This is a genomic window from Variovorax sp. DAIF25 (assembly GCF_050711835.1).
Classification (GTDB): domain Bacteria; phylum Pseudomonadota; class Gammaproteobacteria; order Burkholderiales; family Burkholderiaceae_C; genus Variovorax.
Genome location: NZ_CP136636.1, coordinates 5189931 through 5211721, shown reverse-complemented (window position 1 = coordinate 5211721; position 21791 = coordinate 5189931). Strand labels below are relative to the sequence as shown.

Here is a 21791-nt window from a genome sequence, read left to right as displayed (position 1 = left end):
CGTCCCCATGACCCGCATCGCCCTGATCCACGCGCTCTCGCATTCGGTCGCGCCCATCAACGACGCCTTCGCGCGCGACTGGCCGCAGGCGCTGCGCATGAACCTGCTCGATGACAGCCTGTCGGCCGATCTCGCGCGCGACGGGCGCGGGCTCGACGCGGCCATGCACGAGCGCTTCCAGCGGCTCGCGCAGTACGCGGTCGACACCGGCGCCGAGGGCATCCTCTTCACCTGCTCGGCCTTCGGTGCCTGCATCGAGGCCGTGGCGCGGCGCCATGCGACGCTGCCGGTGCTCAAGCCCAACGAGGCGATGGTGGAGGAGGCGGTGCAGGCGCTGCGCGAGGCCGGCCCCGGCGCGCGGCTGGGGCTGATCGCGACCTTCGCGCCCACGCTGGCCTCGATGCCGCCCGAATTTCCGAGCGGCATCGCGTTGGTGCCGGCACTCGCCGAAGGGGCGCTCGAGGCGCTCAACGCGGGCGACGGGGAGCGGCACGATGCGTCGATCGCCAGGCAGGCCGAGGCCTTGCGCGCGCAGGGCTGCAGCCACATCGCGCTAGCGCAGTTCAGCATGGCCCGCGCACGCGCGGCCTGCGAACGGGCCTCGGGGCTGCCGGTGCTGACCACGGTCGACAGCGCGGTGCGCGCGCTGCGCCGGCGCACCTCAGGCTGAACGGTCGCCGCGCAGCAGGGTGTAGATCGCGGTGGCCGCGATCTGCGCCGCGTCGCTGCGGCCGAGCGCGCGCATCCGGCCGGTCTCGCGGTCCACGGCCTGCAGGCCGGCGGCCATGCGACGGTAGATCTCGGCCGAGGGCATGGCGCCGCTGGTGCCCAGCGCGTCGCAGTAGGTCTCGACCAGCAGCTCGTTGAGGCGCTCGCACTCGGCGTTCGAGAGCTTCATCGCGTCGCCGTCGAACAGCGTCGCCACCGCGTGCATCAGGTAGGCCTGGGTCTCGAGCGAGAAGCCCTGCTGCCGCACGCAGTCCTCCATCGCGCTCCAGAAGTACGGGCCCGAGGTGCGGCGCCAGCTCTCGAGGATGCGGCGCGCGCGCGCCGTGAGGTCGGCCTGCGGGTCGCGCGGGCCGCAGGGCCGCAGCGCCAGGCCCTGCAGCGCCAGCGCATGGGCGGCGTCGGCACCGCCGAGCAGGAAGCTCCAGAGCTGCCAGCGCGCATACCACTTGTGGTCGTGGGCGGGGTCGAGCGCCTGCGTCAGGCCGCGTTCGATGTATTCGGCGGCGCCGGCCATCTGCCAGGCCATGTGGCCGTCTTCCAGGTCCAGCGGCTGCAGCCGCTGCGACAGCCGGTCGGCCGCGACCTGGCCCTCGGCCACCAGCGTGGCGCCGCGGCCGCAGCGGTCGATCTCGCCGAGGCAGCGCGCGAGCCGTTCCAGTTCGCCGGTCGAGGCGCCCGTGGCGCGGGCGGCGCGGCACAGCGCGGCCTGGCGTTCGGCTTCGCGGCGGCGCGCATCGTGGCGCGCATGCGCCGCATGGTCGTCGGCGGTCGACGCGTGCTCTTCGAGGCACAGCAGGTGTTCGTCGGCGTCTTTTTCGCGCTCGGGCGCGGGGGCGAGCATGCAATGTCCTTCGGTTGGCCGCCGGCGTGGGGCGTCGGCGCGAGTGGACTGTGACCGCGCCCGGCGGTCGGCGCCATCCCCCAAACTAGGTATGTCATAGAACGATACGAAAATCGGCCGGAGACCGGCACCCGCGACCCTCCGGAGCCTGAACCGGACCTGACCGGCTCCCTCGCGATAATTGCCGCTCTTTCAAGGAGTACGCGTTGGATATCGTTCTGTTGGTCAAGGCCGCCGTCATGGGCATCGTGGAGGGGCTGACCGAATTTCTCCCGATCTCGTCGACCGGCCACCTGATTCTTGCGGGCTCGCTGCTCGGCGGCTTCGACGACGAGCGCGGCAAGGTGTTCGAGATCGCGATCCAGACCGGCGCGATCTTCGCGGTGATCATGGTCTATTGGCAGAAGATCCGCTCGACCGTGGTGGCGCTGCCGCGCCAGGCCAAGGCGCAGCGCTTCGCGCTCAACGTGCTGATCGGCTTCCTGCCCGCGGTGGTGCTGGGCCTGCTGTTCGGCAAGGTCATCAAGGAACATCTGTTCACGCCGGCCGTGGTGGCCAGCACCTTCATCATCGGCGGCTTCATCATCCTGTGGGCCGAGAAGCGGCCGCCGGGCTCGGTGCGGGTCGAGAACGTCGACGACATGACGCCCTGGGACGCCCTCAAGGTCGGCCTGGTGCAGTGCTTCGCGATGGTGCCGGGCACCAGCCGCAGCGGTTCCACCATCATCGGCGGCATGCTGCTGGGGCTGTCGCGCCAGGCGGCCACCGACTTCTCGTTCTTCCTCGCGATCCCGACGCTGATCGGCGCCGGCGTCTACAGCCTCTACAAGGTGCGCTCGCTGCTGTCGGTGGCCGACATCCCGCTGTTCGCGGTCGGCCTGCTGTTCTCGTTCCTGAGCGCCTGGCTGTGCGTGCGCTGGCTGCTGCGCTACATCAGCTCGCACAGCTTCATCCCGTTCGCCTGGTATCGCATTGCCTTCGGCATCCTGATCCTGGTCACCGCCTGGCAGGGCTGGATCGTTTGGGCCGAGTAAGGCTCTAGCCTTCGCCCTCAGGTCGCGCCGACGGGCATTCGCAGCCCGACGCGCGTCGCGCCGGGCGCCGAGGCAATCTCGAAGGCCCCGCCCAGCCGCCGTGCCCGCGTGCGCAGGCTGCGCAGGCCGGTGCCCTCGGGCCGCGGCGGCGCCTCGGGCTCGAAGCCGCGGCCATCGTCGCGCACCTCCAGCAGCAGCTGGCCGTTCTCTTCCACCAGCGACACGTCGACCCGCCGCGCGCCGCTGTGGCGCAACACGTTGGTCAGCGCCTCCTGCAGGAAGCGCAGCAGGTCGAGGTTCTGCGAGGGCGCGAGCGTCAGCGCCTGCAGGCCTTCCACGCGCCAGCGGCATTCGATGCCGTTGGCCTCGAGCAACTGCGTGAGCCGATGCCGCAGCGGCGCGACCAGGTCGGCGAGCGCATGCGCACCGTCGTCGCGACCGTTGGCGTCGATGATCAGCCGCAGGTCGTCGCGCAGCCGCTTGAGCATGGCCAGCAGCTGCGGCGCGCTCAGGTGCTCGGGCGTGCGCTCCAGCGTCGCGATGCTGCCCACCAGCATGCCGCCCAGGCCGTCGTGCAGGTCGCTCGCGAGGTTCACGCGCTCGCCGATGCGCGCATGCGCGAGCTCCAGCGCATGGCGCTGCGACAGCGTGGCCGCGAGCTCGTCCTTGGCCGCGTTCACTTCCTGGATCAGCTCGGTGTTGAAGTTCTCGATCCGGCGCAGGCTCTGCACGAAGCGCCCGGCCTGCGTCAGCGCCATGCCCAGCAGCAGCACGTAGGACGACATGGTGGTGTAGTAGATGTTGCTGTCGATCACCTGGGTGAACACCAGCAGGTCGTGCGCGCCGGTGAGCGCCGACACCGCCATGAAGGGCGCGAGCGAGCGCATCGGGCTGCCGCGGTGGCGCCAGGCGTGGACGATGGCGGCGCTGTTGACCACGATGATCGTCAGCCCGCCGACCAGCGTCCAGATCGCGCGGTGCAGCGGCAGCGCCGCGGGCGCGGCCAGCCACAGGTCGAGCACGCCGACCGCCGCCGCCAGCAGCGAGGCGCCCTCGAGCAGCGGCATGCGGCGGTCGCAGAAGCGCAGCGCGAACACCGCGTAGGCGGTGCTGAAGACCAGCAGCAGCGAGGTGTTGAGCGCCTGCCAGGCCGAGGTGGTGGCGAAGGGCCAGGGGCTGGTGGCGATCTGGTTGTAGCCGAACAGCAACCACAGCATCGACATCAGCGCGAACCAGCCGTAGGCCGTTTCGCGCCGCCGCAGCAGCCACAGCGCCGCGAAGAAGGCCGACACGGCCGCGCTGACCGCGAGGCCCAGCACCTGCAGGTCGCGCCGCACCACGCGCTCGCGCTCGTAGGTGGCCTGCAGCACGGCCGGCGGCCCGACCACGACGGGCCCCAGCCCGGCCTGGTAGACCGCGAGCCCGGAGACGCGCACCAGCAAGGTGTTGGTGCCCGCGCGCAGCAGCGGCGGCGCCAGCAGCCAGTAGCGCGGCGTGTTCCAGGCCCGCGTCAGCGGCTCGACCAGGCTGGCGTCGCGCGAGATCGGCGTGCCGTTGAGGTACACGGCGCCGGCCATGTTGAGGTAGTGCAGCAGCAGGCCGGTCTCGCGCGGTTCCCAGGGCTGTTCCCAGCGCAGCCGGTACCAGGCCACGCCGTCGAAGCCGCTCCAGCGGTCGGCCCAGTTGTCGGGCAGGGCGGCGACCGGCTCCCAGCCGTCCTCGGGCGGACGCGTGTCGTGCCAGCCGGCGGCACGCACGGCCTCGATGCGCAGCGCGGGGAAGTCCTGGGCCAGCGCGCCATGCGCGCACAGCAGCAGCGCCAGCGCCGCGGCCAGGCGGTGCAGCAAGCTCAGCGCAGCAGCCCGTGCAGCCGCGCCTGGTAGACCGCCTCGGTGCGCGATCCGACGGCCAGCTTGCGGTAGATGTTCTTGGTGTGGCATTCCACGGTCAATCGGGAGATCGAGAGCATTTCGGCCATGTCGCGGTTGCTGAGGCCCTGCGACACCAGTTCGAGGATGCGGTGCTCGCGCCGGCTCAGCAGCGCGGCGGCGGGCGCTTCCTCCTTGCGCGGCGCGAGGCCCGACGCGGGCAGCAGCTCGCCGGGCTGGGTGTCGGCGGTCATGGCCGGGATCGGCAGCGGCGCGGGCATGGTTGCCGGCGCGGCGTTCGGCTGGTGCGTGAGCCAGCCCAGGATGCGCCGCGCGATCGCGGGATCGATCGGCGCGCCGCCCTGCTCGATGCTGCGCAGCGCGATGCTGAGCTCGAGGTCGTCGCGCTCCTTCAGCAGGTAGCCGATGGCGCCGGCGCGCAGCGCCGCGAAGATGGTTTCCTCGGTGCGGTAGGCCGAGATCACCACCGCCGGCAGCCGCGGGTGATGCTGTTGCAGCCAGCCGATCAGGTCGACGCCGCTGCCGTCGGGCAGCCCGATGTCGACCAGCGCCACGCCGAAGCTGCGCTCGGCCAGCAGCGCCCGTGCCGAGGCCACGCTGTCGGCCCAGGCGACCTGCGGCGCGGTGCAGCCCAGCGTGCCGAGCACATAGGCCAGCCGCTGCTGCATGGCCGGATCGTCTTCGACCACCAGCGCGGGGGTCAGCGACACGGGTTCTGGGGTTTCCGGAAGAGGCGTGGACATGGCGGCGGCGCGTTTTCCCTGGATTGTCGCCAGTTATTGCAATTTGTATCGCCGCCGTGGTTTTGCTGGCGCGTGCGCGGTGCCACGGACAATCGCGCGCATGCCCGACCTTCGCGAACTCATGCGCCAGTTTCCGCGCGCCGGCCGCCTCGAGGCCGTCTACCTGCGGCCCGCGCGGCGCGTGCCGGTGCAAGCCGTCGAGGGCGCGCAGGCGCTTGCGGGACTGGGACTGGAAGGCGACCGCGCGAGTGCGGCCAAACCCGGCGGCAAGCGCCAGGTCACGCTGATCCAGGCCGAGCACCTGGGCGCGATCGCCGCGCTGGCCGGCCATGCGGTCGTCGACGCCGCGCTGCTGCGGCGCAACCTCTTGGTGTCGGGGCTGAACCTGATCGCCGCGCGCTCGCTGTTCCGCGACCAGCCGCTGGTGCTGCGGCTCGGTGACTCGGTGCGGCTCGAGATCACGGGCCCGTGCGAGCCCTGCTCGCGCATGGAGGAGCTGCTGGGCCCGGGCGGCTACAACGCGATGCGCGGCCACGGCGGGCTGACCGCGCGCGTGCTGGCGGGCGGCCCGCTGCGCGCGGGCGACGCGGTGCGCTGCGAGCCCGCGGACGTCTGACTCAGAGCTTGAAGCCCGAATCCTTCACGAGCTGGCCGAGCATGCGGTCGATCTTCGCGAGCCGTTCGCCCTGGTCGGCCGGCGTGCCGGGCACGGTCGTCATGTCGAGGCCCCTGAACTTCTCCACCACCTCGGGTTGCGCGAGCACCTGCGCCAGCGCGGCGTTGTAGCGCGCCACCGTGGCCTCGGGCACGCCGGCGCCCGCGTAGAGGCCCAGCAGCTCGGTGAGCTCCATGCCGGGCAGGCCGGCCTCCTCGAACGACGGCACCTCGGGCAGCAGCGGCGTGCGCCGCGTCGACGCGAGGATGCGCAGCCGGCCGCTGCGGTGGTAGGGCAGGAAGTCCGACACGCTGGTGATCGCGCCGTGCAGGGTGCCGCCGAGCAGGTCGGGCAGCATCGGCGCCGAGCCCTTGTAGGGCACGGGCAGGCTCTCGACCTGGAAGTGGCGCGCGATCCGGCTCGCCATGAACTCGGGCGCGCTGGCCGCGGCCGGCACGCCGATGGCGGCGTCGCCGCGGTGCGTGGCGAGCCAGCGCCCGAAGGCCGCGAGGTTCGAGGCGTTCGTGGTCGCCGGATTGGTCGCGAGCGCCAGCTCGAAGGTGGCGACGCTGCCCACGGGCCGGAAGTCGCGCGTGGTCGAGAAGCCCGGGTTCTTCACCGTCAGCGGCACCGTCGCCACCGTGTGGGTGTTGGTCAGCATCAGCACCGAGCCGTCGGCCGGCGCGGCCTTGAGCGCGATCGCCGCGAGCTGGCCGCCGGCGCCGGGCCGGTTGTCGACCACCACCGGCTGCTGCAGTTGCAGCGCCAGCTTCTCCGCGACGATGCGCGCGGCGATGTCGGCCGGGCCGCCGGCCGCGTAGCCGACGAGGATGCGGATCGGGTTGCCTTCGGCCCGCGCGCGCAGGAAGGGCGCGGCCAGCAGGCCGGCGCCGAAGGCCAGCGCCGAGCGGCGGGGCAGGGACGTGGTCATGCAGTCCTCCTTCGTTTCAGGCGGCCACCGGGGCCGTGCGCCCGATGCGCGCCAGGATCGCGCGCCGCTCGGCCACCACGCCGGCCACGCGCGCGCGCGCCGCCTCGACGATGTGGGCCGGCGCCTTGGCCGGCGCGCCGCTGTCGAACGGCGGCTGCGGGTCGTATTCGGCGAACAGCTGGATCGCGCGCGCCGTGTCGTCGTCGGTGGCCTGCGCGATCGCACGCAGCGCGCAGTCGATGCCCGAGGTCACGCCGGCGCCGGTGATGCGGTTGCGGTCGACCACCACGCGCTGGTCGCGCGGCGTCGCGCCGACCATCGCCAGCAGTTCGTGCGAGGCCCAGTGGCAGGTGGCCTCGTAGCCCTCGAGCAGGCCGGCCACGCCCAGCAGCAGCGGGCCGGTGCAGATGCCGACCACCCAGCGCGCGCCGCGGCCCTGGCGCGCGAGGAAGTCGACCGTCTCGCGGTCCTCGAACAGCGCCGCGACGCCGGGGCCGCCGGGCACCACGAGCATGTCGAACTGCGGGCAGTCGGCCATCGCCCGCGTAGCGCGGAACTCCCAGCCGAGCTCGGTGCGGATCGGGTCGGTGTGCTTCCACACCAGCGAGAGGCTGGCGCCGGGAATGCGCACCAGCAGGTCCGCGGGCGCGACGTAGTCGGTCGCGGTGATGTCGGGAAAGACGAGCATGCCGATCTTCATGGGGAGACTCCAGGTGTCGAGGTTGGGGATCGGCCCAGTCTAGGAAGCGAAGGGCTGGCATTCGAGACAATTGCCCCATCATTCCTGCCAGCCCTGGCGCGGCCCGCCGGCTTCGGTTCTGCTGCGTCTTTCTCCTTCGCGAAGGCAACGTCTCCATGTCGATCCTGCCCGTCTGGTTCGTGGTGTTCGAGCGCTTCCAGCTGCTCGACGTGTCGGGTCCGCTGCAGGTGTTCGCCACCGCCAACGACGAGCTGCGGCTCGCGGGCCGCGCGCCGGTCTACCGCACGCGCGTGCTGGCCGCGCAGGCGGGGCCGGTGGCCAGCTCGAGCGGGCTCGCGGTGCAGGCCGAGGCCTGGCCCGCGCGCGTGCGCCATGCCGAGGCGGGCACCAGCACCGTGGTCGCGCCCGGCGGCCCGGCCGCATGGAACCCGTCGACGCAAGTGGGCGGTGGCGGCACCGAGGCCGCCGAGGCCTGGCTGCGCCGCCATGGCGCGCGCTTCGACCGCGTCGCCTCGGTGTGCACCGGCGCCTTCGTGCTGGGCCGCGCGGGCCTGCTCGACGGCTGCCGCGCCGCCACCCACTGGGGCGCCTGCGACGCGCTGGGCGCGGCCTTCCCGCGCATCGAGGTGCAGCGCGACGCGATCTACTTCCGCGACGGCCGCCGCTGGACCTCGGCCGGCGTCACGGCCGGCATCGACATGGCGCTGGGCATGGTCGAGGCCGACCTCGGCCGCGCGATCGCCATCGGCGTGGCGAAGAAGCTGGTGGTGTTCTACAAGCGCCCGGGCGGGCAGTCGCAGTTCAGCAGCGCGCTGCTCGCACAGGAGGCCGAGGACCCGCGCATCGAGTCGCTGCACGGCTGGATCGACGAGCACCTGCACGAGACGCTCGACGTGGCGCGGCTGGCCGACCGCATGGCGATGGCGCCGCGCACCTTCGCGCGCTTCTATTTGCAGCGCACCGGCGTCACGCCCGCGCACGCGGTCGAACGCATGCGGCTGGACCGCGCGACGCGGCTGCTCGAGTCGTCGGGCGCCAGCATCAAGGCGGTGGCGCAGCGCTGCGGCTTCGGTTCGGAGGAGATCATGCGGCGCGCGTTCCAGCGGCGCTTCGGCGTGCCGCCGCTCGACTACCGGGCGCGCTTCCGCTGAGGCTCTGTCAGCCCATCAGGTTGCGCAGCGCCGCCTCGATCGCGGCCGCCGTGGCCAGCGGCTTCTCCATTGGAAACAGGTGCGTGCCGTCGAGCATCGCGATCCGGCCCTTGGTCACCTGCTGCGTCATCGCCATGCCCACGCGCTTCATCTCGGCCGACTGGCGCCCGCCGATGAAGGCCGCCTTGCACTTGAGCGGATGGCTGCGCAGCAGCGCGCCGAGGTTGTGCGGCAGCGTGTTGTAGATGGCGGTCTCGACGTCGCGGTCGAAGCTCAGCGCGCGCGTGTCCTCGCTGTCGAAAGTGCCGTGGTCGATGTAGTCGTGCAGCACCTGCTCGTCCCACTTCGCGAAGGCCTTCTTGCTGCGGAAATGCTCGAACACCGCCTCGCGGTGCTCCCAGCTGTTGCGGCGCCGGCGGCTGATCGCACCCGGCGAGATGCTCTTCATGAGCGGCGTGCGCTTCACCATGTTGAGCGTGTTGGCGCGCCAGCCGCCGAGGATCGGTGAGTCGACCAGCACCACGCCGCGCGCCAGCTCGGGATGCCGCGCGGCGCACATCAGGCTCAGGAAGCCGCCGAGCGAATGGCCGACCAGGAACACCGGGCCGCCCGCGCGTTCGGCGCGCGGCCGCGCGAAGTCGGCCAGCTGCTCGACCAGGTGCGGCCAGTTGTCGGTGACCGGGTACTTCGGGTCGTGCCCGAATTTCTCGATGGCATCGACCTCGAAGCCGCGGTTGCGCAGGCTGTCGAGGACGACGCGGTAGGTGCTCGCGGGAAAGCTGTTGCCGTGCGAGAAGACGATCGGCGGCACGGGGTTCAGATGAGCTTTTCGTCGGGCGTGGAGATCTTGCGCAGCGCGCCGTGCCGCGTGGCCGGCATCTTCAACGGATGCTCGGTGGCGCTGTCGTCCCACACCGGGTCCTCGATGCTGTCGAACACCTCGCGCAGCTTCTGGCCCCAGCTGTTGTGCACCATGCGGTAGTAGGGGTTGTCGGCGTCGATGCAGATCACGCGGTCGGTCTCGAGCTTGTTGGCCTCGTAGACCACGAGGTCCAGCGGCAGGCCGACCGAGAGGTTGGACTTCATGGTCGAGTCCATCGACACCAGCGCGCACTTGGCGGCCTCGTCGAGCGGGGTCTCGGGCGTGAGCACGCGGTCGAGCACCGGCTTGCCGTACTTCGATTCGCCGATCTGGAAGTAGGGCGTCTCGGTCGTGGCCTCGATGAAGTTGCCGGCCGCGTAGACCAGGAACAGGCGCATGCCCTCGCCCTTGACCTGGCCGCCGAAGATGAACGAGACGTTGAAGTCCAGGCCCGCGTGCTTGAGCGCCTCTGCATCGCGGTCGTAGACGTGGCGCACGGCCGAGCCGAGCACGCGCGCGGCATCGAACATGCTCTTGGCGTTCCAGATCGTGGTCGGCGTGCCGGGCTCGCCGTTCTCCTGCGTCTCGCGCAGTTCCTCGATCTGCAGGATCTCGCGCACCGACTGCGAGATGCTGAGGTTGCCCGAGGACAGCAGCACCATGACGCGGTCGCCGGGCTGTTCGTAGACGATCATCTTGCGGAAGGTGCTGATGTGGTCCACGCCCGCGTTGGTGCGCGAATCGGACAGGAACACCAGGCCGGCGTTGAGTTTGATGCCTACGCAATAAGTCATTTTTTCGTCTCGCAAGAGCAGTGCCTGCTCATGGGGCTCCGCGGTCGCGTGCATTCAGTTTCTGTAAGGCGTAGAGCGCGTCGAGGGCTTCGCGCGGGGTCATCGCGTCGGGGTCGAGCGCGGACAGCGCGGATTCTACGGCGCTGACCATGGGGGTTTCGGAGGCCGGGGGCGGTGCGAACAGGTCGACCTGTGCACGAGTTTGCGCATGCTGCGACTCGAGCGCTTCCAGCGCCTGGCGCGCATGGTTGACCACCGCCGCGGGCATGCCCGCCAGCCGCGCGACCTGGATCCCGTAGCTCTTGCTGGCCGGGCCGGGCTGCATCTCGTGCAGGAACACGATGTCGCGGCCGGCCTCGGTGGCGCTCACGTGCATGTTGACCGCGCCATGGTGCGTGGCCGGGAATTCCGTGAGCTCGAAGTAGTGGGTGGCGAACAGCGTGAAGGCCTTGGCGCGGTCGTGCAGCTGGGCCGCGATGCCCGCGGCCAGCGCCAGCCCGTCGAAGGTGCTGGTGCCGCGGCCGATCTCGTCCATCAGCACCAGCGACTGCGCGGTGGCACCGTGCAGGATCTGCGCGGCCTCGGTCATCTCGAGCATGAAGGTCGACTGCGCGTTGGCCAGGTCGTCGGCCGCGCCGATGCGGGTGTGGATGGCGTCGATCGGCCCCAGGCGGCAGGCCGCGGCCGGCACGTGCGAGCCGATCGAGGCCAGCAGCACGATGATCGCCACCTGCCGCATGTAGGTCGACTTGCCGCCCATGTTGGGGCCGGTGATGACCTGCATGCGCTGCTGCGGGCCGAGCTGGGTGTCGTTGGCGATGAAGCCGCCCGAGGACTTCTCGGCCAGCCGCGCCTCGACCACCGGATGGCGGCCCTGCTGGATCTCGATGCACGGGTGCGAGACGAAGCTCGGCGCGCGCCAGTGCAGCGTGTGCGAGCGCTCGGCCAGCGCGCACAGCGCGTCGAGCGTGGCGAGCGCCGTGGCCAGCCGCGTGAGCGCGGGCACGGAGGCCTGCAATGCGTCGAGCAGCTGCTCGTAGAGCCACTTCTCGCGCGCCAGCGCGCGGTCCTGCGCGCTCAGCGCCTTGTCCTCGAAGGCCTTGAGCTCGGGCGTGATGAAGCGCTCGGCGTTCTTCAGCGTCTGGCGGCGGCGGTAGTTGTCGGGCACCTTCGAGAGCGCGCTCTGCGTGACCTCGATGTAGAAGCCGTGCACCCGGTTGAACTGCACGCGCAGGTTGCTGATGCCGGTGCGCTCGCGCTCGCTGACCTCGAGCTTGAGCAGGAAGTCGTCGCAGTTCTCGCTGATCTCGCGCAGCTCGTCGAGCTCGGCGTCGTGGCCGGTGGCGATCACGCCGCCGTCGCGCACCAGCGCGGCCGGGTCGGGCTTGATCGCGCTCGCGAGCAGCTCGGCGCAGCCCGGCGGCGGCGCCAGCCGTTCGGCGATCTGCACCAGCAGCGCCGCGGCGCCGGGCAGGGCGGGCGCGAGCTGCTCGGCCTTGGCCAGCGCCAGCCGCAGCGCCAGCAGTTCGCGCGGGCGCACCTGGCGCAGCGCGATGCGCGCCGCGATGCGTTCCACGTCGCTGGTGTTCTTGAGCTGCTCGCGCAGCGTGCGCCAGGGCGCGCCGGCGCCGCCGAGCACGGTGGCCTGCAGCGCGCCGATGGCCTCGAGCCGCGCCTGCGCGTCGCCGCGCTCGCGCCGCGGCGCCAGCAGCCAGCGCTTGAGCAGACGGCTGCCCATGCCGGTCATGCAGGTGTCGAGCAGCGAGAACAGCGTGGGCGAGTCCTCGCCGCGCAGCGTCTGCACCAGCTCGAGGTTGCGCCGCGTGGTGGGCGGCAGCTCGATCAGGTCGCCGTCGCGCTCGACCGTGAGCCGCTGCAGGTGCGACAGCGCGCGGCCCTGCGTGTGCTCGGCATAGCCCAGCAGCGCGGCGGCCGCCGCATGGGCGTTGGTCAGCGATTCGGCATTCCAGGCCGCGAGGCTCTGGCTGCCCATCTGCTCGCTGAGCTTGCGCTCGCCCAGGCCGCCGTCAAACTGCCAGGCCGGCCGCACCGACAGCGTGAAGGGCGTGGCGCTGCGCGCCGCCTTGAGCCGCTGCTCGAAGGCCGGCGTGACCTCGGCGCCGTAGAGCAGTTCGCTCGGCGCGATGCGCGCGATCCAGGCCTCGAGCGCGTCGGCCGGGCATTCGGCCAGCCGCAGCTCGGCACCGGTCACGCTGAGCCAGGCCAGGCCGCAGAAATTGCGCGTGCCGGCATGCACCGCGAGCAGCGTGGCATCGGCCTTGTCGTTGAGCAGCTCGGCATCGGTCAGGGTGCCGGGCGTGACCACGCGCACCACCTTGCGCTCGACCGGGCCCTTGGAGGCGCCGACCTCGCCCACCTGCTCGCAGATCGCCACCGATTCGCCGAGCTTGATGAGCCGCCCGAGGTAGGTGTCGACCGAGTGGAAGGGCACGCCGCACATCACCACCGGCTGCCCGGCCGACTGGCCGCGCTGGGTCAGCGTGATGTCGAGCAGGCGCGCGGCCTTCTCGGCGTCGGCCCAGAAGAGTTCGTAGAAATCGCCCATCCGGTAGAAGAGCAGGGTGTCCGGATGGTCCGCTTTGAGCCGGAGGTATTGCGCCATCATGGGCGTATGACCGGCGTAATCGGGGGCGGCTGCGGCGGGGGTATCTGTCACGGAATGGGCGCGTAAGCCATTGCTGGCGTTGGAGAAAGTGCTGTCTGAGAGTTCGGGCATGGACGCATCGTCGCTGGATCCCGGCCAGGCCATGGCGCGGCGCGCCCGGTATTGTGGCCGACCCGCAAGCCGGTGGGCGGCGTGGGGCGGGATGCGGGGACAAGAGGATGCGAGCGGGCAAAAAAACACCCGCACGTGGGCGGGTGGAGTTCTTCCCTGAAAGGCTGTGGGCGGCTGCTCTTCTGTGTTGGTGGGCGCCCCCTTTTGCGTGACAGCGAAGCGATGTTCGTGTATCGCCCGCACAACGCCTGTCAGTCTTTGCGCGGTAAGACTTGTAGGCGGGCGAAAGAAGTGAGCAAAAAGTCACGCAACTAAACCCTTCGGGCGCTTGCGAGCGGGGATGTTTTAACTTTCGCGCTCCCTCTCGCGGCGGTCAGGCAGCGGAACGCGGCCCCGTGGCACCATCGGCACCCCTCAATCCAACCGCGATCCTGGAGCGCCGATGCTGATCAACTGCGTGGCTTACGAGAACGGCGCCAAGCTGGCCGACATCCCCGTCGAGAGCATCAGCGAATACATCTCGCGGCCCGGCTGCTTCGTCTGGGTGGCGCTCAGCGACGCCACGCCCGAAGAACTGGCCGTGATGCAGCTCGAGTTCGGCCTGCATCCGCTGGCGGTGGAAGACGCCCAGCACGGCCACCAGCGGCCCAAGGTCGAGGAATACGGCAACTCGCTGTTCGTGGTGATGCACCTGGTCGAGCCCTCGGACGCCGGCGAGCAGTGCATCCATGTGGGCGAGGTCGACGTTTTCGTGGGCAGCAACTACGTGCTGTCGGTGCGCAACCGCAGCCGGCAGGGCTTCCTCGGCGTGCGCGAGCGCTGCGAACGCGAGCCCGAGCTGCTGAAGAACGGCGCCGGCTTCGTGCTCTATGCGCTGATGGACGCGGTGGTCGACCGCTACTTCCCGGTGATCGACGCGCTCGAGGACGAGCTCGAATCGATCGAGCAGCAGATCTTCGCGCAAAGCGGCGCGGCGCGCGACAAGATCAAGCAGCTCTACGAACTCAAGCGCCGCAGCATGGTGCTCAAGCGCGCCGTGGCGCCGCTGACCGAGGCGGCCGGCAAGCTGCACGGCGGGCGGGTGCCGCAGATCTGCATGGGCTCGCAGGAGTACTTCCGCGACGTGGGCGACCACCTGGGGCGTATCAACGGCTCGATCGACGCGATGCGCGACACGGTGGCCACCGCGATCCAGGTCAACCTCTCGATGGTCACGATCGAGGAGAGCGAGGTCACCAAGCGCCTCGCGGCCTGGGCCAGCATCTTCGCCGTGTGCACCGCCTTCGCGGGCATCTGGGGCATGAACTTCGAATTCATGCCCGAGCTGAAATTCCGCTACGGCTACGCGGTGGCGCTGACGCTGATCGCGGGCACCTGCGGCTATCTCTACTACCGGTTCCGGCGCGCGGGCTGGCTCTGAGCGGGCACCGGCCGCGCGCCGGTCTCCGTCGAATTTGCTTGATTGTTCAAGCAATACTCTCCAGAATTACGTGATATTTCAAGTAAAAATGGAGACTTCCCGTGCCCACGACCTTCCACCTCGACGTCAACGGCGGCCGCCATGCCGTGCGTTGCGAGCCCGATGCGCCGCTGCTCTACGTGCTGCGCAACGACCTCGGCCTGCACAGCCCCAAGTTCGGTTGCGGCGCCGCGCAGTGCGGCAGCTGCGCCGTGCTGCTCGACGGCCACGAACTGCGCTCGTGCGTGATGCCCGTGTCGGCGGTCGGCCAGGGGCGGCTGACCACGCTCGAGGGCCTGGCACAGCGCCCCGCCGGCGCGGCGCGCGATGCCCTGCATCCGCTGCAGCAGGCCTTCCTCGACGAGCAGGCGGCGCAATGCGGCTACTGCACGAGCGGCATGATCATCGCGGCCAAGGCCCTGCTGGACAGCACCGCACGGCCCGACGAGGCCCAGGTCCGCTCGGCCCTCGACGGGCATGTCTGTCGCTGCGGCGCGCACAACCGCATCGTCAAGGCCGTGCTGCGCGCATCCGATGCCATGGCAGGGGCCGCGCGATGAGCGCCGCCGTGAAAGCCGCCGGTGCGATCTCGCGCCGCACCGCGGGCAAGCTGCTCGGCGGCATCGTCATCGCCTTCTCGATGATCGACCGCTTCGCCGCGGCCGAGGTCGCGCCACCGCTGGGCGGCAGCCTCAAGGCCAACCCGCGGCTCGAGTCGTGGATCCGCATCCAGCCCGACGGCACCGTGACCGTGTTCAGCGGCAAGGCCGAACTGGGCCAGGGCATCCTGACCGCGCTGTCGCAGATCGTGGCCGAGGAACTCGACGTGGCGGTCGGCCGCATCCGCATCAGCGGCGCGAGCACCGTGGCCGGCCCCGACGAGCGCTACACCTACGGCAGCCAGTCGATCGAGCTGAGCGGCGAGGCCTTGCGCCGCGCCGCCGCCGAGGTGCGTGGCCTGCTGCTGGACGCGGCGGCGCAGTCGCTCGGCCAGCCCGTGCAGGCGCTGACGGTGCGCGACGGCACGATCGCGGCGCCCGCGGGTGGCAGCACCAGCTACTGGCGGCTCGCCGAGCGCGGGCCGCGGGCGCTGCTGCAGCACACGCTGACCGGCGGCGCGAAGCCGAAGGATCCCGATGCCTACACCGTGGTCGGCAAGCCGCTGCCGCGCATCGACCTGCCGGGCAAGCTCTCGGGCGCGCCGGCCTTCGTGCAGGACCTGATGCTGCCAGGCATGGTGCATGGCCGCGTGGTGCTGCCGCCGCGCTCGGGCCTGACGCTCGAGGCCTTCGACGAGGCCGCGGCGCGCGCCGTGCCCGGCGTGCTGGCGGTGGTGCGCCACGGCGACTTCCTCGGCGTGGTCGCCGAGCGGGAAGAACAGGCGGTGCGCGCCCGCGCCGTGCTGCAGGCGTCCGCGCGCTGGGGCGGGGCGCTCGCGCCGCTGCCCGACGCCGCGGCGCTTCCCGAGGCCCTGCGCGTGCTGCGCCGCGAGGACAGCCTCATCGCCGACGCCGGCCAGGACCGGTCCGTGCCCGAAGGCCGGCGCCTGCGCGCTGCCTACAGCCGGCCCTACATCTCGCACGCCAGCGTCGGCCCCTCCTGCGCCGTCGCGGTGCTGCGCGACGGGCGCATGCGGCTGTGGTCCCACACGCAGGGCGCCTATCCGCTGCGCGAGGACCTCGCCACCGTGCTGGGGATGCCGGCGACGCAGGTCGACGTGGTCCACATGCCCGGCTCGGGCTGCTACGGCCACAACGGGGCGGACGACGTCGCGCTCGATGCCGCGCTGCTGGCGCGCGCGGTCGAGGGCCGGCCGGTGAAGCTGCAGTGGATGCGCGACGACGAGTTCGCCTCGGCGCCCTTCGGCCCCGCGATGGCGATCGCGCTCGAAGCCACCGTGGGCCCGGACCGGCGCATCGCCGACTGGAACTACGAGGTCTGGAGCAATTCGCATGCGATGCGCCCGGGCCAGCCCGGCGGCATCAACCTGCTGTCGGCCTGGCACATGGCGCCCCAGAGGTGGAAGCCCTCGCCGCCGCTGCGCATCCCGCAGCCCTTCGGCGACGGCGACCGCAATGCCCTGCCCGAGTACGAGCTGCCGCGCCGCCGGATCATCAACCACCTGCTGCTCGACGCGCCGCTGCGCAACAGCTCGGTGCGCACGCTCGGCGCGCATGGCAACGTGTTCGCCATCGAGTGCTTCATGGACGAACTCGCGGCGCTCGCGGGCGCCGACCCCGTGCAGTTCCGGCTCGACCACCTGCGCGACCCGCGCGCGCGCCACGTGGTCGAGGAGGCCGCGAGACGCGCGGCCTGGCCGCCGGCGCCGGTCGCGCGCGGCGACGACGGCTCGGGCGTGCTGCGCGGGCGCGGATTCGCCTACTCGCGCTACAAGAACATGCAGACCTACGCCGCCGTGGTGGCCGACATCGAGGTCGACCGCGCGAGCGGCGAGGTGCGCGTGCCGCGCGTGGTCGCGGTCATCGACACCGGCCGCATCGTGAATCCCGACGGCGTCGCGAACCAGATCGAGGGCGGCATCGTGCAGAGCATCAGCTGGACCCTGAAGGAGCAGGTCCGCTTCGACCGCGAGCGCGTGCTCACGCGTGCCTGGGCCGATTACCCGGTGATGCGCTTCAGCGAGGTGCCGCGCGTCGAGCTCACGATGATCGACCGGCCGCGCGAGCCCTCGCTGGGCGCCGGCGAGGGCGCCCTCGGGCCCGCCGCGGCCGCCGTCGGCAATGCCTTCGCCCATGCCACCGGCCGGCGCATCCGCGACCTGCCGCTCACGCCCGAGCGCGTCCTGGCGGCGCTAAGGCCCAACTAATAAACATGTAGATAATCAAGTCCCTTATGAAAAGGGACTTCAGCCAGCGTTTCGGCTTCATCGTGAAGGACGTGGCCAAGCGCTATGGCGAGGCCTTCGACCGCCTCGCGCGCGAGCGCATCGGCCTGAGCAGTGCCCAGTGCCGGCTGCTCGGCGTGCTGGCCATGGAGGGCGAGGAGGCGCCGCTGTCGCAGGCCGAGCTCGCGCAGCGGCTGGAGCTCACGCCGATGGCCGTGGGCGGCCTGTGCGACCGCATGGAGGCGGCCGGCTGGATCCGCCGCGAGGCCAGCGCCACCGACCGCCGCGTGAAGCTGATCCACCTGCAACCGAGCGCCGAGAAGGCGCTCGATGCCGCGCTCAATCTCAGCGACGGGCTCAATGCGCGCGTGATGGCGGTGCTCGCGCCCGGCGAGCGCGCCCAGTTGCTGGCGCTGCTCGGCAAGGTGCGCGGCAGCCTGCTCGAGATCACGGGCGGCAACGGCCCCGAGGGCGAGGGCAAATGACCGCCGCGCCCGGAACCGCGGTGCCGCACCGCGGGATGATCACCGTCTCGATCATGCTCGCGACCATCATGCAGGCGCTCGACACCACGATCGCCAACGTCGCGCTGCCGCACATGCAGGGCAGCCTGCAGGCCTCGCAGGACCAGATCACCTGGGTGCTGACCTCCTACATCGTGGCCTCGGCGATCGCGCTGCCGCTCACCGGCTGGCTCTGCGGCCACTGGGGCCGGCGGCGCGTGTTCATCATCTCGGTGATCGGCTTCACCATCGCCTCGGCGCTGTGCGGCCTGGCGACCTCGCTGGTGGGCATCGTCGGCGCGCGCCTGCTGCAGGGAATCTTCGGCGCGGCGCTGGTGCCGCTGTCGCAGGCGGTGCTGCTGGACATCAACCCGCGCGAGAAGGTCGGCCAGGCGATGGCGATCTGGGGCGCGGGCATCATGGTCGGGCCGATCCTCGGGCCGCTGCTGGGCGGCTGGCTCACCGACAACTTCGACTGGCGCTGGGTCTTCTTCATCAACCTGCCGGTGGGCGTCTTCGCCTTCTGGGGCATCGCGCGCTACCTGCCCGAGAGCCGGCCTCAGGGCGAGAAGCTCGACATCTTCGGCTTCGTCACCCTCAGCCTCGCGATCGGCATGCTGCAGCTGTTCCTCGACCGCGGCGAGCAGCTCGACTGGTTCGACTCGTGGGAGATCCGGCTCGAGGCCGCCGCCTCGCTGGTGGCCTTCTGCTTCTTCGTGGTCCACACCTGGACCGTGCGCGGCGTCTCCTTCTTCGACCGCGACCTGCTCAAGGACCGCAACTTCGTCACCGGCCTGCTGTTCGCCTTCATCGTCGGCATGATCCTCTACGCGACCATGGCGCTGCTGCCGAACTTCCTGCAGGGGCTGATGGGCTATCCGGTGGTCTACACGGGGCAGGTCACGGCGCCGCGCGGCATCGGCACCATGATCGCGATGCTGGTGGTGGGGCGGCTGGTGCAGCGCGTGGACGTGCGCGCCATCATGGCGCTGGGCTTCGGGCTCACGGCCTTCTCGCTCTACCAGATGACGCGCATCACGCTGCAGATGGACAGCACGCTGATCATCGTCTCGGGCTTCGTCCAGGGCCTGGGCATCGGCTTCACCTTCGTGCCGCTGTCGACCGCCACCTTCGCCACGCTGGCGCCGCGGCTGCGCAACCAGGGCACGCCGATCTTCAGCCTGCTGCGCAACATCGGCAGCAGCGTGGGTATCTCGATCGTGCAGGCGCTGCTCACCGAAGGCTCGAGCGCCGCCCATGCGCAGATCGCGACCACCGTGGCGCCCGGCAATCCGGCGCTGGCCACGCTGCCCTCGATGATGTCGCCCGACAACCTCGCGGGCCTGGCAATGCTCAACGCCGAGGTCACGCGGCAGGGCGCGCTGGTCGGCTACCTCGACGACTTCGCGATCATGATGGTGATCACGCTGGTGGCGATCCCGCTGCTGCTGCTGATCCGCAGCCCGAAGCGCGCGGCGGCCTCGGGGCCGGCGGAAGTGCCGCACTGAGCGGCACCGCGCGCAAGGCCGCTCAGTCCTCGATCGCGTCGTGCGTCGCGGCCGTGCCGCGGCGCCAGTAGCCCGAGGCCCGGATCCACTTCGGATGGGCGCCGCGCTCGCTCACCAGGTGCGCGCGCACGGCCTTCGCCACGCCGGTCTCGCAGCCGACCCAGGCGTGGTAGTCGCCCTCGGGCAGCGCCTGCTTCTTGAGCGTCTCGAGCAGCATCGGGCTCAGGCCCGCCGACACGCCGCGGCGATGCACCCACACCAGCGTGAGCGCGGCACGGGTCTCGAACGGAATCTCGTCCTCGGGGCCGTCGACCTCGGCCAGCACCACCACACGCGCGCCCGCGGGCAGCTCGGCCAGGCGGCGCGAGATCGCGGGCAGCGCGGTGTCGTCGCCGATCAGCAGGTGCCAGTCGAACTCGGTCGGCACGATGAACGAGCCGCGCGGGCCGCCCACGCCGATGCGGTCACCGGGCTTGGCGTTCTCGGCCCATTGCGTGGCGGGGCCGGCCTCGTGCAGCGCGAAGTCGATCTCGAGCGTCTTCGCGGCCGCGTCGTGGCGGCGCGGCGTGTAGTCGCGCATGGTGGGCCGGCCCTCGGGCCAGACCGGGCCTTCGGGGCCCATGGTCGGCAGGGTCAGGCGGCCGGTGGCCGGGTCGGGGAAGAACAGCTTGGCGTGGTCGTCGAAGCCCGGGCTGTGGAAGCCCTCGAGCTCGTCGCCGGTGAGCACGACGCGCAGCAGGTGCGGCGTGACGCGCTGCACGCTCTTCACCGTGAGCTGGCGAAAGCGCAGGTCGTGGCGCACGCGGCGCGGCAGGCGGTCGGGTTGGGGGGCGGTGGAGAAGTCGGTCATGTGCGGTTGACTTTCAAAGACGTTCGATCTGTTGTGCGGCGCTGTCGAGCACCGCGGCGAATTCGTGGGCTTGTTGTTCGGTGAGGGGCGTGCCCGAGAGGCGCAGGCGCATCGCGAGCTTGAGGTTCTCGATGGCGCGCGTGACCTGCGGCGGCCGGCCGCCGCGCGCGCCGGCGCCGTCGACGCCGCCGTTGAGGCGTTCCATCATCGATTCGGCGGTCTCGCGGTTGGCCGCCAGGTACTCGCGCCCGCTGTCGGTGAGGGTGTAGCGCTTGCGGCCGCCGCCCTCGGCGCCGCTCTCGACGCTGAGGTGGCCCAGCTCCTCGAGCAGCGTCAGCGTGGGATAGACCACGCCGGGGCTCGGCGCGTAGCTGCCGCCCAGGCGTTCCTCGATCAGCTTGATGAGCTCGTAGCCGTGCGAGGGCTTGTCGGCGATGAGCTGCAGCAGCACGAAGCGCAGGCCGCCATGGCCGAACACCCGGCCGGCGCCGAAGCCGTGGCGCCCGCCGCGGCCCCGGCCACCCGAGAGGCCGTCCTCGTGCTCGCCGCGCGGGGTGCGGTGGCAATGGTCGAAGTGGAAATGACGCATGGGAGCCTCTCTTTCTGAATCGATATCTGTTTGTGTCTAAATTATTTTAGATATATCTAAATTGACGCGTCAAGAGAGGAGAGAGGCAAGACCGGAGCGCCGTCAGGGGCAATTTAGATAGCCCGCACCGCAGTCCCCGGGCACCGCGAGGCGTTGTTCGCGCCGCCTTACCATCGAGGCCATGGAACGTCTTACCCGCCAGCGTGCCGCCGTGTTCTCGGCCTTCAGCGATGCCAGCCGCGTGCTCACCGCCCCCGAAATCCATGCGCATGCGCGCGAACTCGTGCCGGAGATCAGCCTGTCGACCGTCTACCGCCAGGTGTCGGCGCTGCTCGCGGACGGCGAGATCGCCAAGGTCGAGCTGCCCGGCGAGCCCGCGCGCTACGAGGTCTCGTGCCGGGAGGAGCCGCATGCGCACGCGCACGGCGACCACGCCCACGAACACGAGAAGGGGCAGGGCCGCGCGGGCGACCACCACCATCACTACTTCCATTGCCTGTCGTGCGGCCAGGTGTTCCTGCTGCATGCCTGCCCGGGCCCGATGGACGACCTGGCGCCGCCGGGCTTCCAGGTCGCGAGCCACGAAGTGACCCTGCACGGCAGCTGCGCGGCCTGCGTGGCGAAGGCGGCACCGGCCGGCCGATCGCACTGAACAAGGCACCCGCGCGGGTGCTCATTCTTCTTTACAAAGTTATTGCGAATGAATTCGCAATAACTTAGACTGCTGGTTTCCATCCAACAGCGCGACGCCATGCAAGTCCTGTCCTCCCTCAAAGAAGCCAAGAAGCGGCACCGTGATTGCCAGGTGGTCACCCGGCGCGGACGCACCTACGTGATCTGCAAGTCCAACCCGCGCTTCAAGGCGCGGCAGGGCGGCGCGAAGAACAAGCGCGCCCGCTGACCCCCTGAGACCGCGGCCCGGACGATCCGGGCGCCTCCCCGATCCGCCACGGCACCGGCCCCCGGCGCCC

Annotated in this window: 21 protein-coding genes; 11 read left to right on the top strand and 10 right to left on the bottom strand. The window is 71.0% G+C overall.

Annotation, left to right across the window (positions count from 1 at the left end; all coding sequences use genetic code 11):
• Window positions 1-7 precede the first annotated feature (7 nt).
• Window positions 8-670 carry an aspartate/glutamate racemase family protein gene (locus R0232_RS23980; protein WP_431509648.1) on the top strand — a complete coding sequence of 221 codons (663 nt, stop codon included), beginning with the start codon at window positions 8-10 and terminating at the stop codon, window positions 668-670.
• Here R0232_RS23980 and R0232_RS23975 read toward each other — a convergent pair.
• The gene (locus tag R0232_RS23975; RefSeq protein ID WP_093339825.1) at window positions 662-1570 is read right to left on the bottom strand and encodes a hypothetical protein; all 909 of its coding nucleotides are present in this window, start codon (window positions 1568-1570) and stop codon (window positions 662-664) included. The genes R0232_RS23980 and R0232_RS23975 overlap by 9 nt on opposite strands.
• A 206-nt stretch (window positions 1571-1776) precedes the next feature.
• Between R0232_RS23975 and R0232_RS23970 the strand changes: the two genes are divergently transcribed.
• Window positions 1777-2604: an undecaprenyl-diphosphate phosphatase gene (locus tag R0232_RS23970; RefSeq protein WP_093339823.1), complete on the top strand. Its 828-nt coding sequence runs from the start codon at window positions 1777-1779 to the stop codon at window positions 2602-2604.
• A 17-nt stretch (window positions 2605-2621) separates the two neighbouring features.
• Here the strand turns inward: R0232_RS23970 and R0232_RS23965 are convergent, their stop codons facing one another.
• Both R0232_RS23965 and R0232_RS23960 read right to left on the bottom strand, forming a co-directional pair.
• Window positions 2622-4451 carry an ATP-binding protein gene (locus tag R0232_RS23965; RefSeq protein WP_431509647.1) on the bottom strand — a complete coding sequence of 610 codons (1830 nt, stop codon included), beginning with the start codon at window positions 4449-4451 and terminating at the stop codon, window positions 2622-2624.
• Window positions 4452-4453: 2 nt separating this feature from the next.
• Window positions 4454-5236: a response regulator gene (locus tag R0232_RS23960; RefSeq protein ID WP_431509646.1), complete on the bottom strand. Its 783-nt coding sequence runs from the start codon at window positions 5234-5236 to the stop codon at window positions 4454-4456.
• A gap of 100 nt (window positions 5237-5336) precedes the next feature.
• Between R0232_RS23960 and R0232_RS23955 the strand changes: the two genes are divergently transcribed.
• Window positions 5337-5852, top strand: a complete 516-nt coding sequence (locus R0232_RS23955) for an MOSC domain-containing protein (RefSeq protein WP_431509645.1) — start codon at window positions 5337-5339, stop codon at window positions 5850-5852.
• A 1-nt stretch (window position 5853) separates the two neighbouring features.
• Here R0232_RS23955 and R0232_RS23950 read toward each other — a convergent pair whose 3' ends face one another.
• Window positions 5854-6822, bottom strand: coding sequence for a tripartite tricarboxylate transporter substrate-binding protein (locus R0232_RS23950; protein WP_431509644.1), 969 nt, complete (start codon window positions 6820-6822; stop codon window positions 5854-5856).
• A 16-nt stretch (window positions 6823-6838) separates the two neighbouring features.
• On the bottom strand, window positions 6839-7522 hold the full coding sequence (locus R0232_RS23945; protein ID WP_431509643.1) for a DJ-1/PfpI family protein: 684 nt from the start codon (window positions 7520-7522) through the stop codon (window positions 6839-6841).
• Window positions 7523-7677: 155 nt separating this feature from the next.
• On the opposite strand from R0232_RS23945, the gene R0232_RS23940 reads away from it, so the two are divergent.
• The gene (locus R0232_RS23940) at window positions 7678-8673 is read left to right on the top strand and encodes a GlxA family transcriptional regulator (protein WP_431509642.1); all 996 of its coding nucleotides are present in this window, start codon (window positions 7678-7680) and stop codon (window positions 8671-8673) included.
• Window positions 8674-8680: 7 nt separating this feature from the next.
• On the opposite strand, the gene R0232_RS23935 is transcribed toward R0232_RS23940, so the two are convergent.
• The 3 genes from R0232_RS23935 to mutS are packed head-to-tail and all read right to left on the bottom strand — an operon-like array spanning window position 8681 to window position 12952.
• Window positions 8681-9484 carry an alpha/beta fold hydrolase gene (locus R0232_RS23935; RefSeq protein ID WP_057592830.1) on the bottom strand — a complete coding sequence of 268 codons (804 nt, stop codon included), beginning with the start codon at window positions 9482-9484 and terminating at the stop codon, window positions 8681-8683.
• Between the two features lie 5 nt (window positions 9485-9489).
• Window positions 9490-10329, bottom strand: coding sequence for a proteasome-type protease (locus R0232_RS23930; RefSeq protein ID WP_057592829.1), 840 nt, complete (start codon window positions 10327-10329; stop codon window positions 9490-9492).
• 28 nt (window positions 10330-10357) lie between these two features.
• Complete coding sequence (gene mutS / locus R0232_RS23925; RefSeq protein WP_431509641.1) at window positions 10358-12952, bottom strand: DNA mismatch repair protein MutS; 2595 nt, start codon at window positions 12950-12952, stop codon at window positions 10358-10360.
• A 556-nt stretch (window positions 12953-13508) separates the two neighbouring features.
• On the opposite strand from mutS, the gene corA reads away from it, so the two are divergent.
• The 5 genes from corA to R0232_RS23900 all read left to right on the top strand — a co-directional run bounded on the left by corA (window position 13509) and on the right by R0232_RS23900 (window position 19381).
• Window positions 13509-14486, top strand: a complete 978-nt coding sequence (corA, locus tag R0232_RS23920; protein ID WP_208509395.1) for a magnesium/cobalt transporter CorA — start codon at window positions 13509-13511, stop codon at window positions 14484-14486.
• Between the two features lie 101 nt (window positions 14487-14587).
• Window positions 14588-15085 (top strand): (2Fe-2S)-binding protein, encoded by a 498-nt coding sequence (locus R0232_RS23915; protein ID WP_431509640.1) that lies wholly within the window; start codon window positions 14588-14590, stop codon window positions 15083-15085.
• A complete protein-coding gene (locus R0232_RS23910) occupies window positions 15082-17352 on the top strand; it encodes a molybdopterin cofactor-binding domain-containing protein (RefSeq protein WP_431509639.1) in 2271 nt (756 codons plus the stop codon). The genes R0232_RS23915 and R0232_RS23910 overlap by 4 nt, the downstream gene beginning before the upstream one ends.
• A 26-nt stretch (window positions 17353-17378) precedes the next feature.
• Window positions 17379-17855: a MarR family winged helix-turn-helix transcriptional regulator gene (locus R0232_RS23905; RefSeq protein WP_057592826.1), complete on the top strand. Its 477-nt coding sequence runs from the start codon at window positions 17379-17381 to the stop codon at window positions 17853-17855.
• Window positions 17852-19381 (top strand): DHA2 family efflux MFS transporter permease subunit, encoded by a 1530-nt coding sequence (locus tag R0232_RS23900; RefSeq protein WP_208511228.1) that lies wholly within the window; start codon window positions 17852-17854, stop codon window positions 19379-19381. Before R0232_RS23905 ends, R0232_RS23900 begins: the two co-directional genes overlap by 4 nt.
• 22 nt (window positions 19382-19403) lie before the next feature.
• On the opposite strand, the gene R0232_RS23895 is transcribed toward R0232_RS23900, so the two are convergent.
• A complete protein-coding gene (locus R0232_RS23895) occupies window positions 19404-20231 on the bottom strand; it encodes a siderophore-interacting protein (protein ID WP_208511227.1) in 828 nt (275 codons plus the stop codon).
• A gap of 13 nt (window positions 20232-20244) precedes the next feature.
• On the bottom strand, window positions 20245-20820 hold the full coding sequence (locus R0232_RS23890; RefSeq protein WP_203202007.1) for a PadR family transcriptional regulator: 576 nt from the start codon (window positions 20818-20820) through the stop codon (window positions 20245-20247).
• A 181-nt stretch (window positions 20821-21001) separates the two neighbouring features.
• Between R0232_RS23890 and R0232_RS23885 the strand changes: the two genes are divergently transcribed.
• Together R0232_RS23885 and ykgO are read left to right on the top strand one after the other, a co-directional pair.
• Window positions 21002-21472 carry a Fur family transcriptional regulator gene (locus R0232_RS23885; protein WP_093339625.1) on the top strand — a complete coding sequence of 157 codons (471 nt, stop codon included), beginning with the start codon at window positions 21002-21004 and terminating at the stop codon, window positions 21470-21472.
• A 99-nt stretch (window positions 21473-21571) separates the two neighbouring features.
• Entirely contained in the window at window positions 21572-21721 is a 150-nt protein-coding gene (gene ykgO / locus R0232_RS23880) for a type B 50S ribosomal protein L36 (protein ID WP_057592821.1), read from the top strand.
• The last annotated feature ends 70 nt before the right edge of the window (window positions 21722-21791 follow it).

What these genes read in the sequence shown, in the direction of transcription:
- R0232_RS23980 (WP_431509648.1), top strand. Translation starts at nt 8, where the DNA reads ATGACCCGCATCGCCCTGATCCACGCGCTCTCGCATTCGGTCGCGCCC.
- R0232_RS23975 (WP_093339825.1), bottom strand. Translation starts at nt 1,570, where the DNA reads ATGCTCGCCCCCGCGCCCGAGCGCGAAAAAGACGCCGACGAACACCTG.
- R0232_RS23960 (WP_431509646.1), bottom strand. Translation starts at nt 5,236, where the DNA reads ATGTCCACGCCTCTTCCGGAAACCCCAGAACCCGTGTCGCTGACCCCC.
- R0232_RS23955 (WP_431509645.1), top strand. Translation starts at nt 5,337, where the DNA reads ATGCCCGACCTTCGCGAACTCATGCGCCAGTTTCCGCGCGCCGGCCGC.
- R0232_RS23950 (WP_431509644.1), bottom strand. Translation starts at nt 6,822, where the DNA reads ATGACCACGTCCCTGCCCCGCCGCTCGGCGCTGGCCTTCGGCGCCGGC.
- R0232_RS23945 (WP_431509643.1), bottom strand. Translation starts at nt 7,522, where the DNA reads ATGAAGATCGGCATGCTCGTCTTTCCCGACATCACCGCGACCGACTAC.
- R0232_RS23940 (WP_431509642.1), top strand. Translation starts at nt 7,678, where the DNA reads ATGTCGATCCTGCCCGTCTGGTTCGTGGTGTTCGAGCGCTTCCAGCTG.
- R0232_RS23930 (WP_057592829.1), bottom strand. Translation starts at nt 10,329, where the DNA reads ATGACTTATTGCGTAGGCATCAAACTCAACGCCGGCCTGGTGTTCCTG.
- mutS (WP_431509641.1), bottom strand. Translation starts at nt 12,952, where the DNA reads ATGGCGCAATACCTCCGGCTCAAAGCGGACCATCCGGACACCCTGCTC.
- corA (WP_208509395.1), top strand. Translation starts at nt 13,509, where the DNA reads ATGCTGATCAACTGCGTGGCTTACGAGAACGGCGCCAAGCTGGCCGAC.
- R0232_RS23910 (WP_431509639.1), top strand. Translation starts at nt 15,082, where the DNA reads ATGAGCGCCGCCGTGAAAGCCGCCGGTGCGATCTCGCGCCGCACCGCG.
- R0232_RS23905 (WP_057592826.1), top strand. Translation starts at nt 17,379, where the DNA reads ATGAAAAGGGACTTCAGCCAGCGTTTCGGCTTCATCGTGAAGGACGTG.
- R0232_RS23900 (WP_208511228.1), top strand. Translation starts at nt 17,852, where the DNA reads ATGACCGCCGCGCCCGGAACCGCGGTGCCGCACCGCGGGATGATCACC.
- R0232_RS23895 (WP_208511227.1), bottom strand. Translation starts at nt 20,231, where the DNA reads ATGACCGACTTCTCCACCGCCCCCCAACCCGACCGCCTGCCGCGCCGC.
- R0232_RS23890 (WP_203202007.1), bottom strand. Translation starts at nt 20,820, where the DNA reads ATGCGTCATTTCCACTTCGACCATTGCCACCGCACCCCGCGCGGCGAG.
- R0232_RS23885 (WP_093339625.1), top strand. Translation starts at nt 21,002, where the DNA reads ATGGAACGTCTTACCCGCCAGCGTGCCGCCGTGTTCTCGGCCTTCAGC.
- ykgO (WP_057592821.1), top strand. Translation starts at nt 21,572, where the DNA reads ATGCAAGTCCTGTCCTCCCTCAAAGAAGCCAAGAAGCGGCACCGTGAT.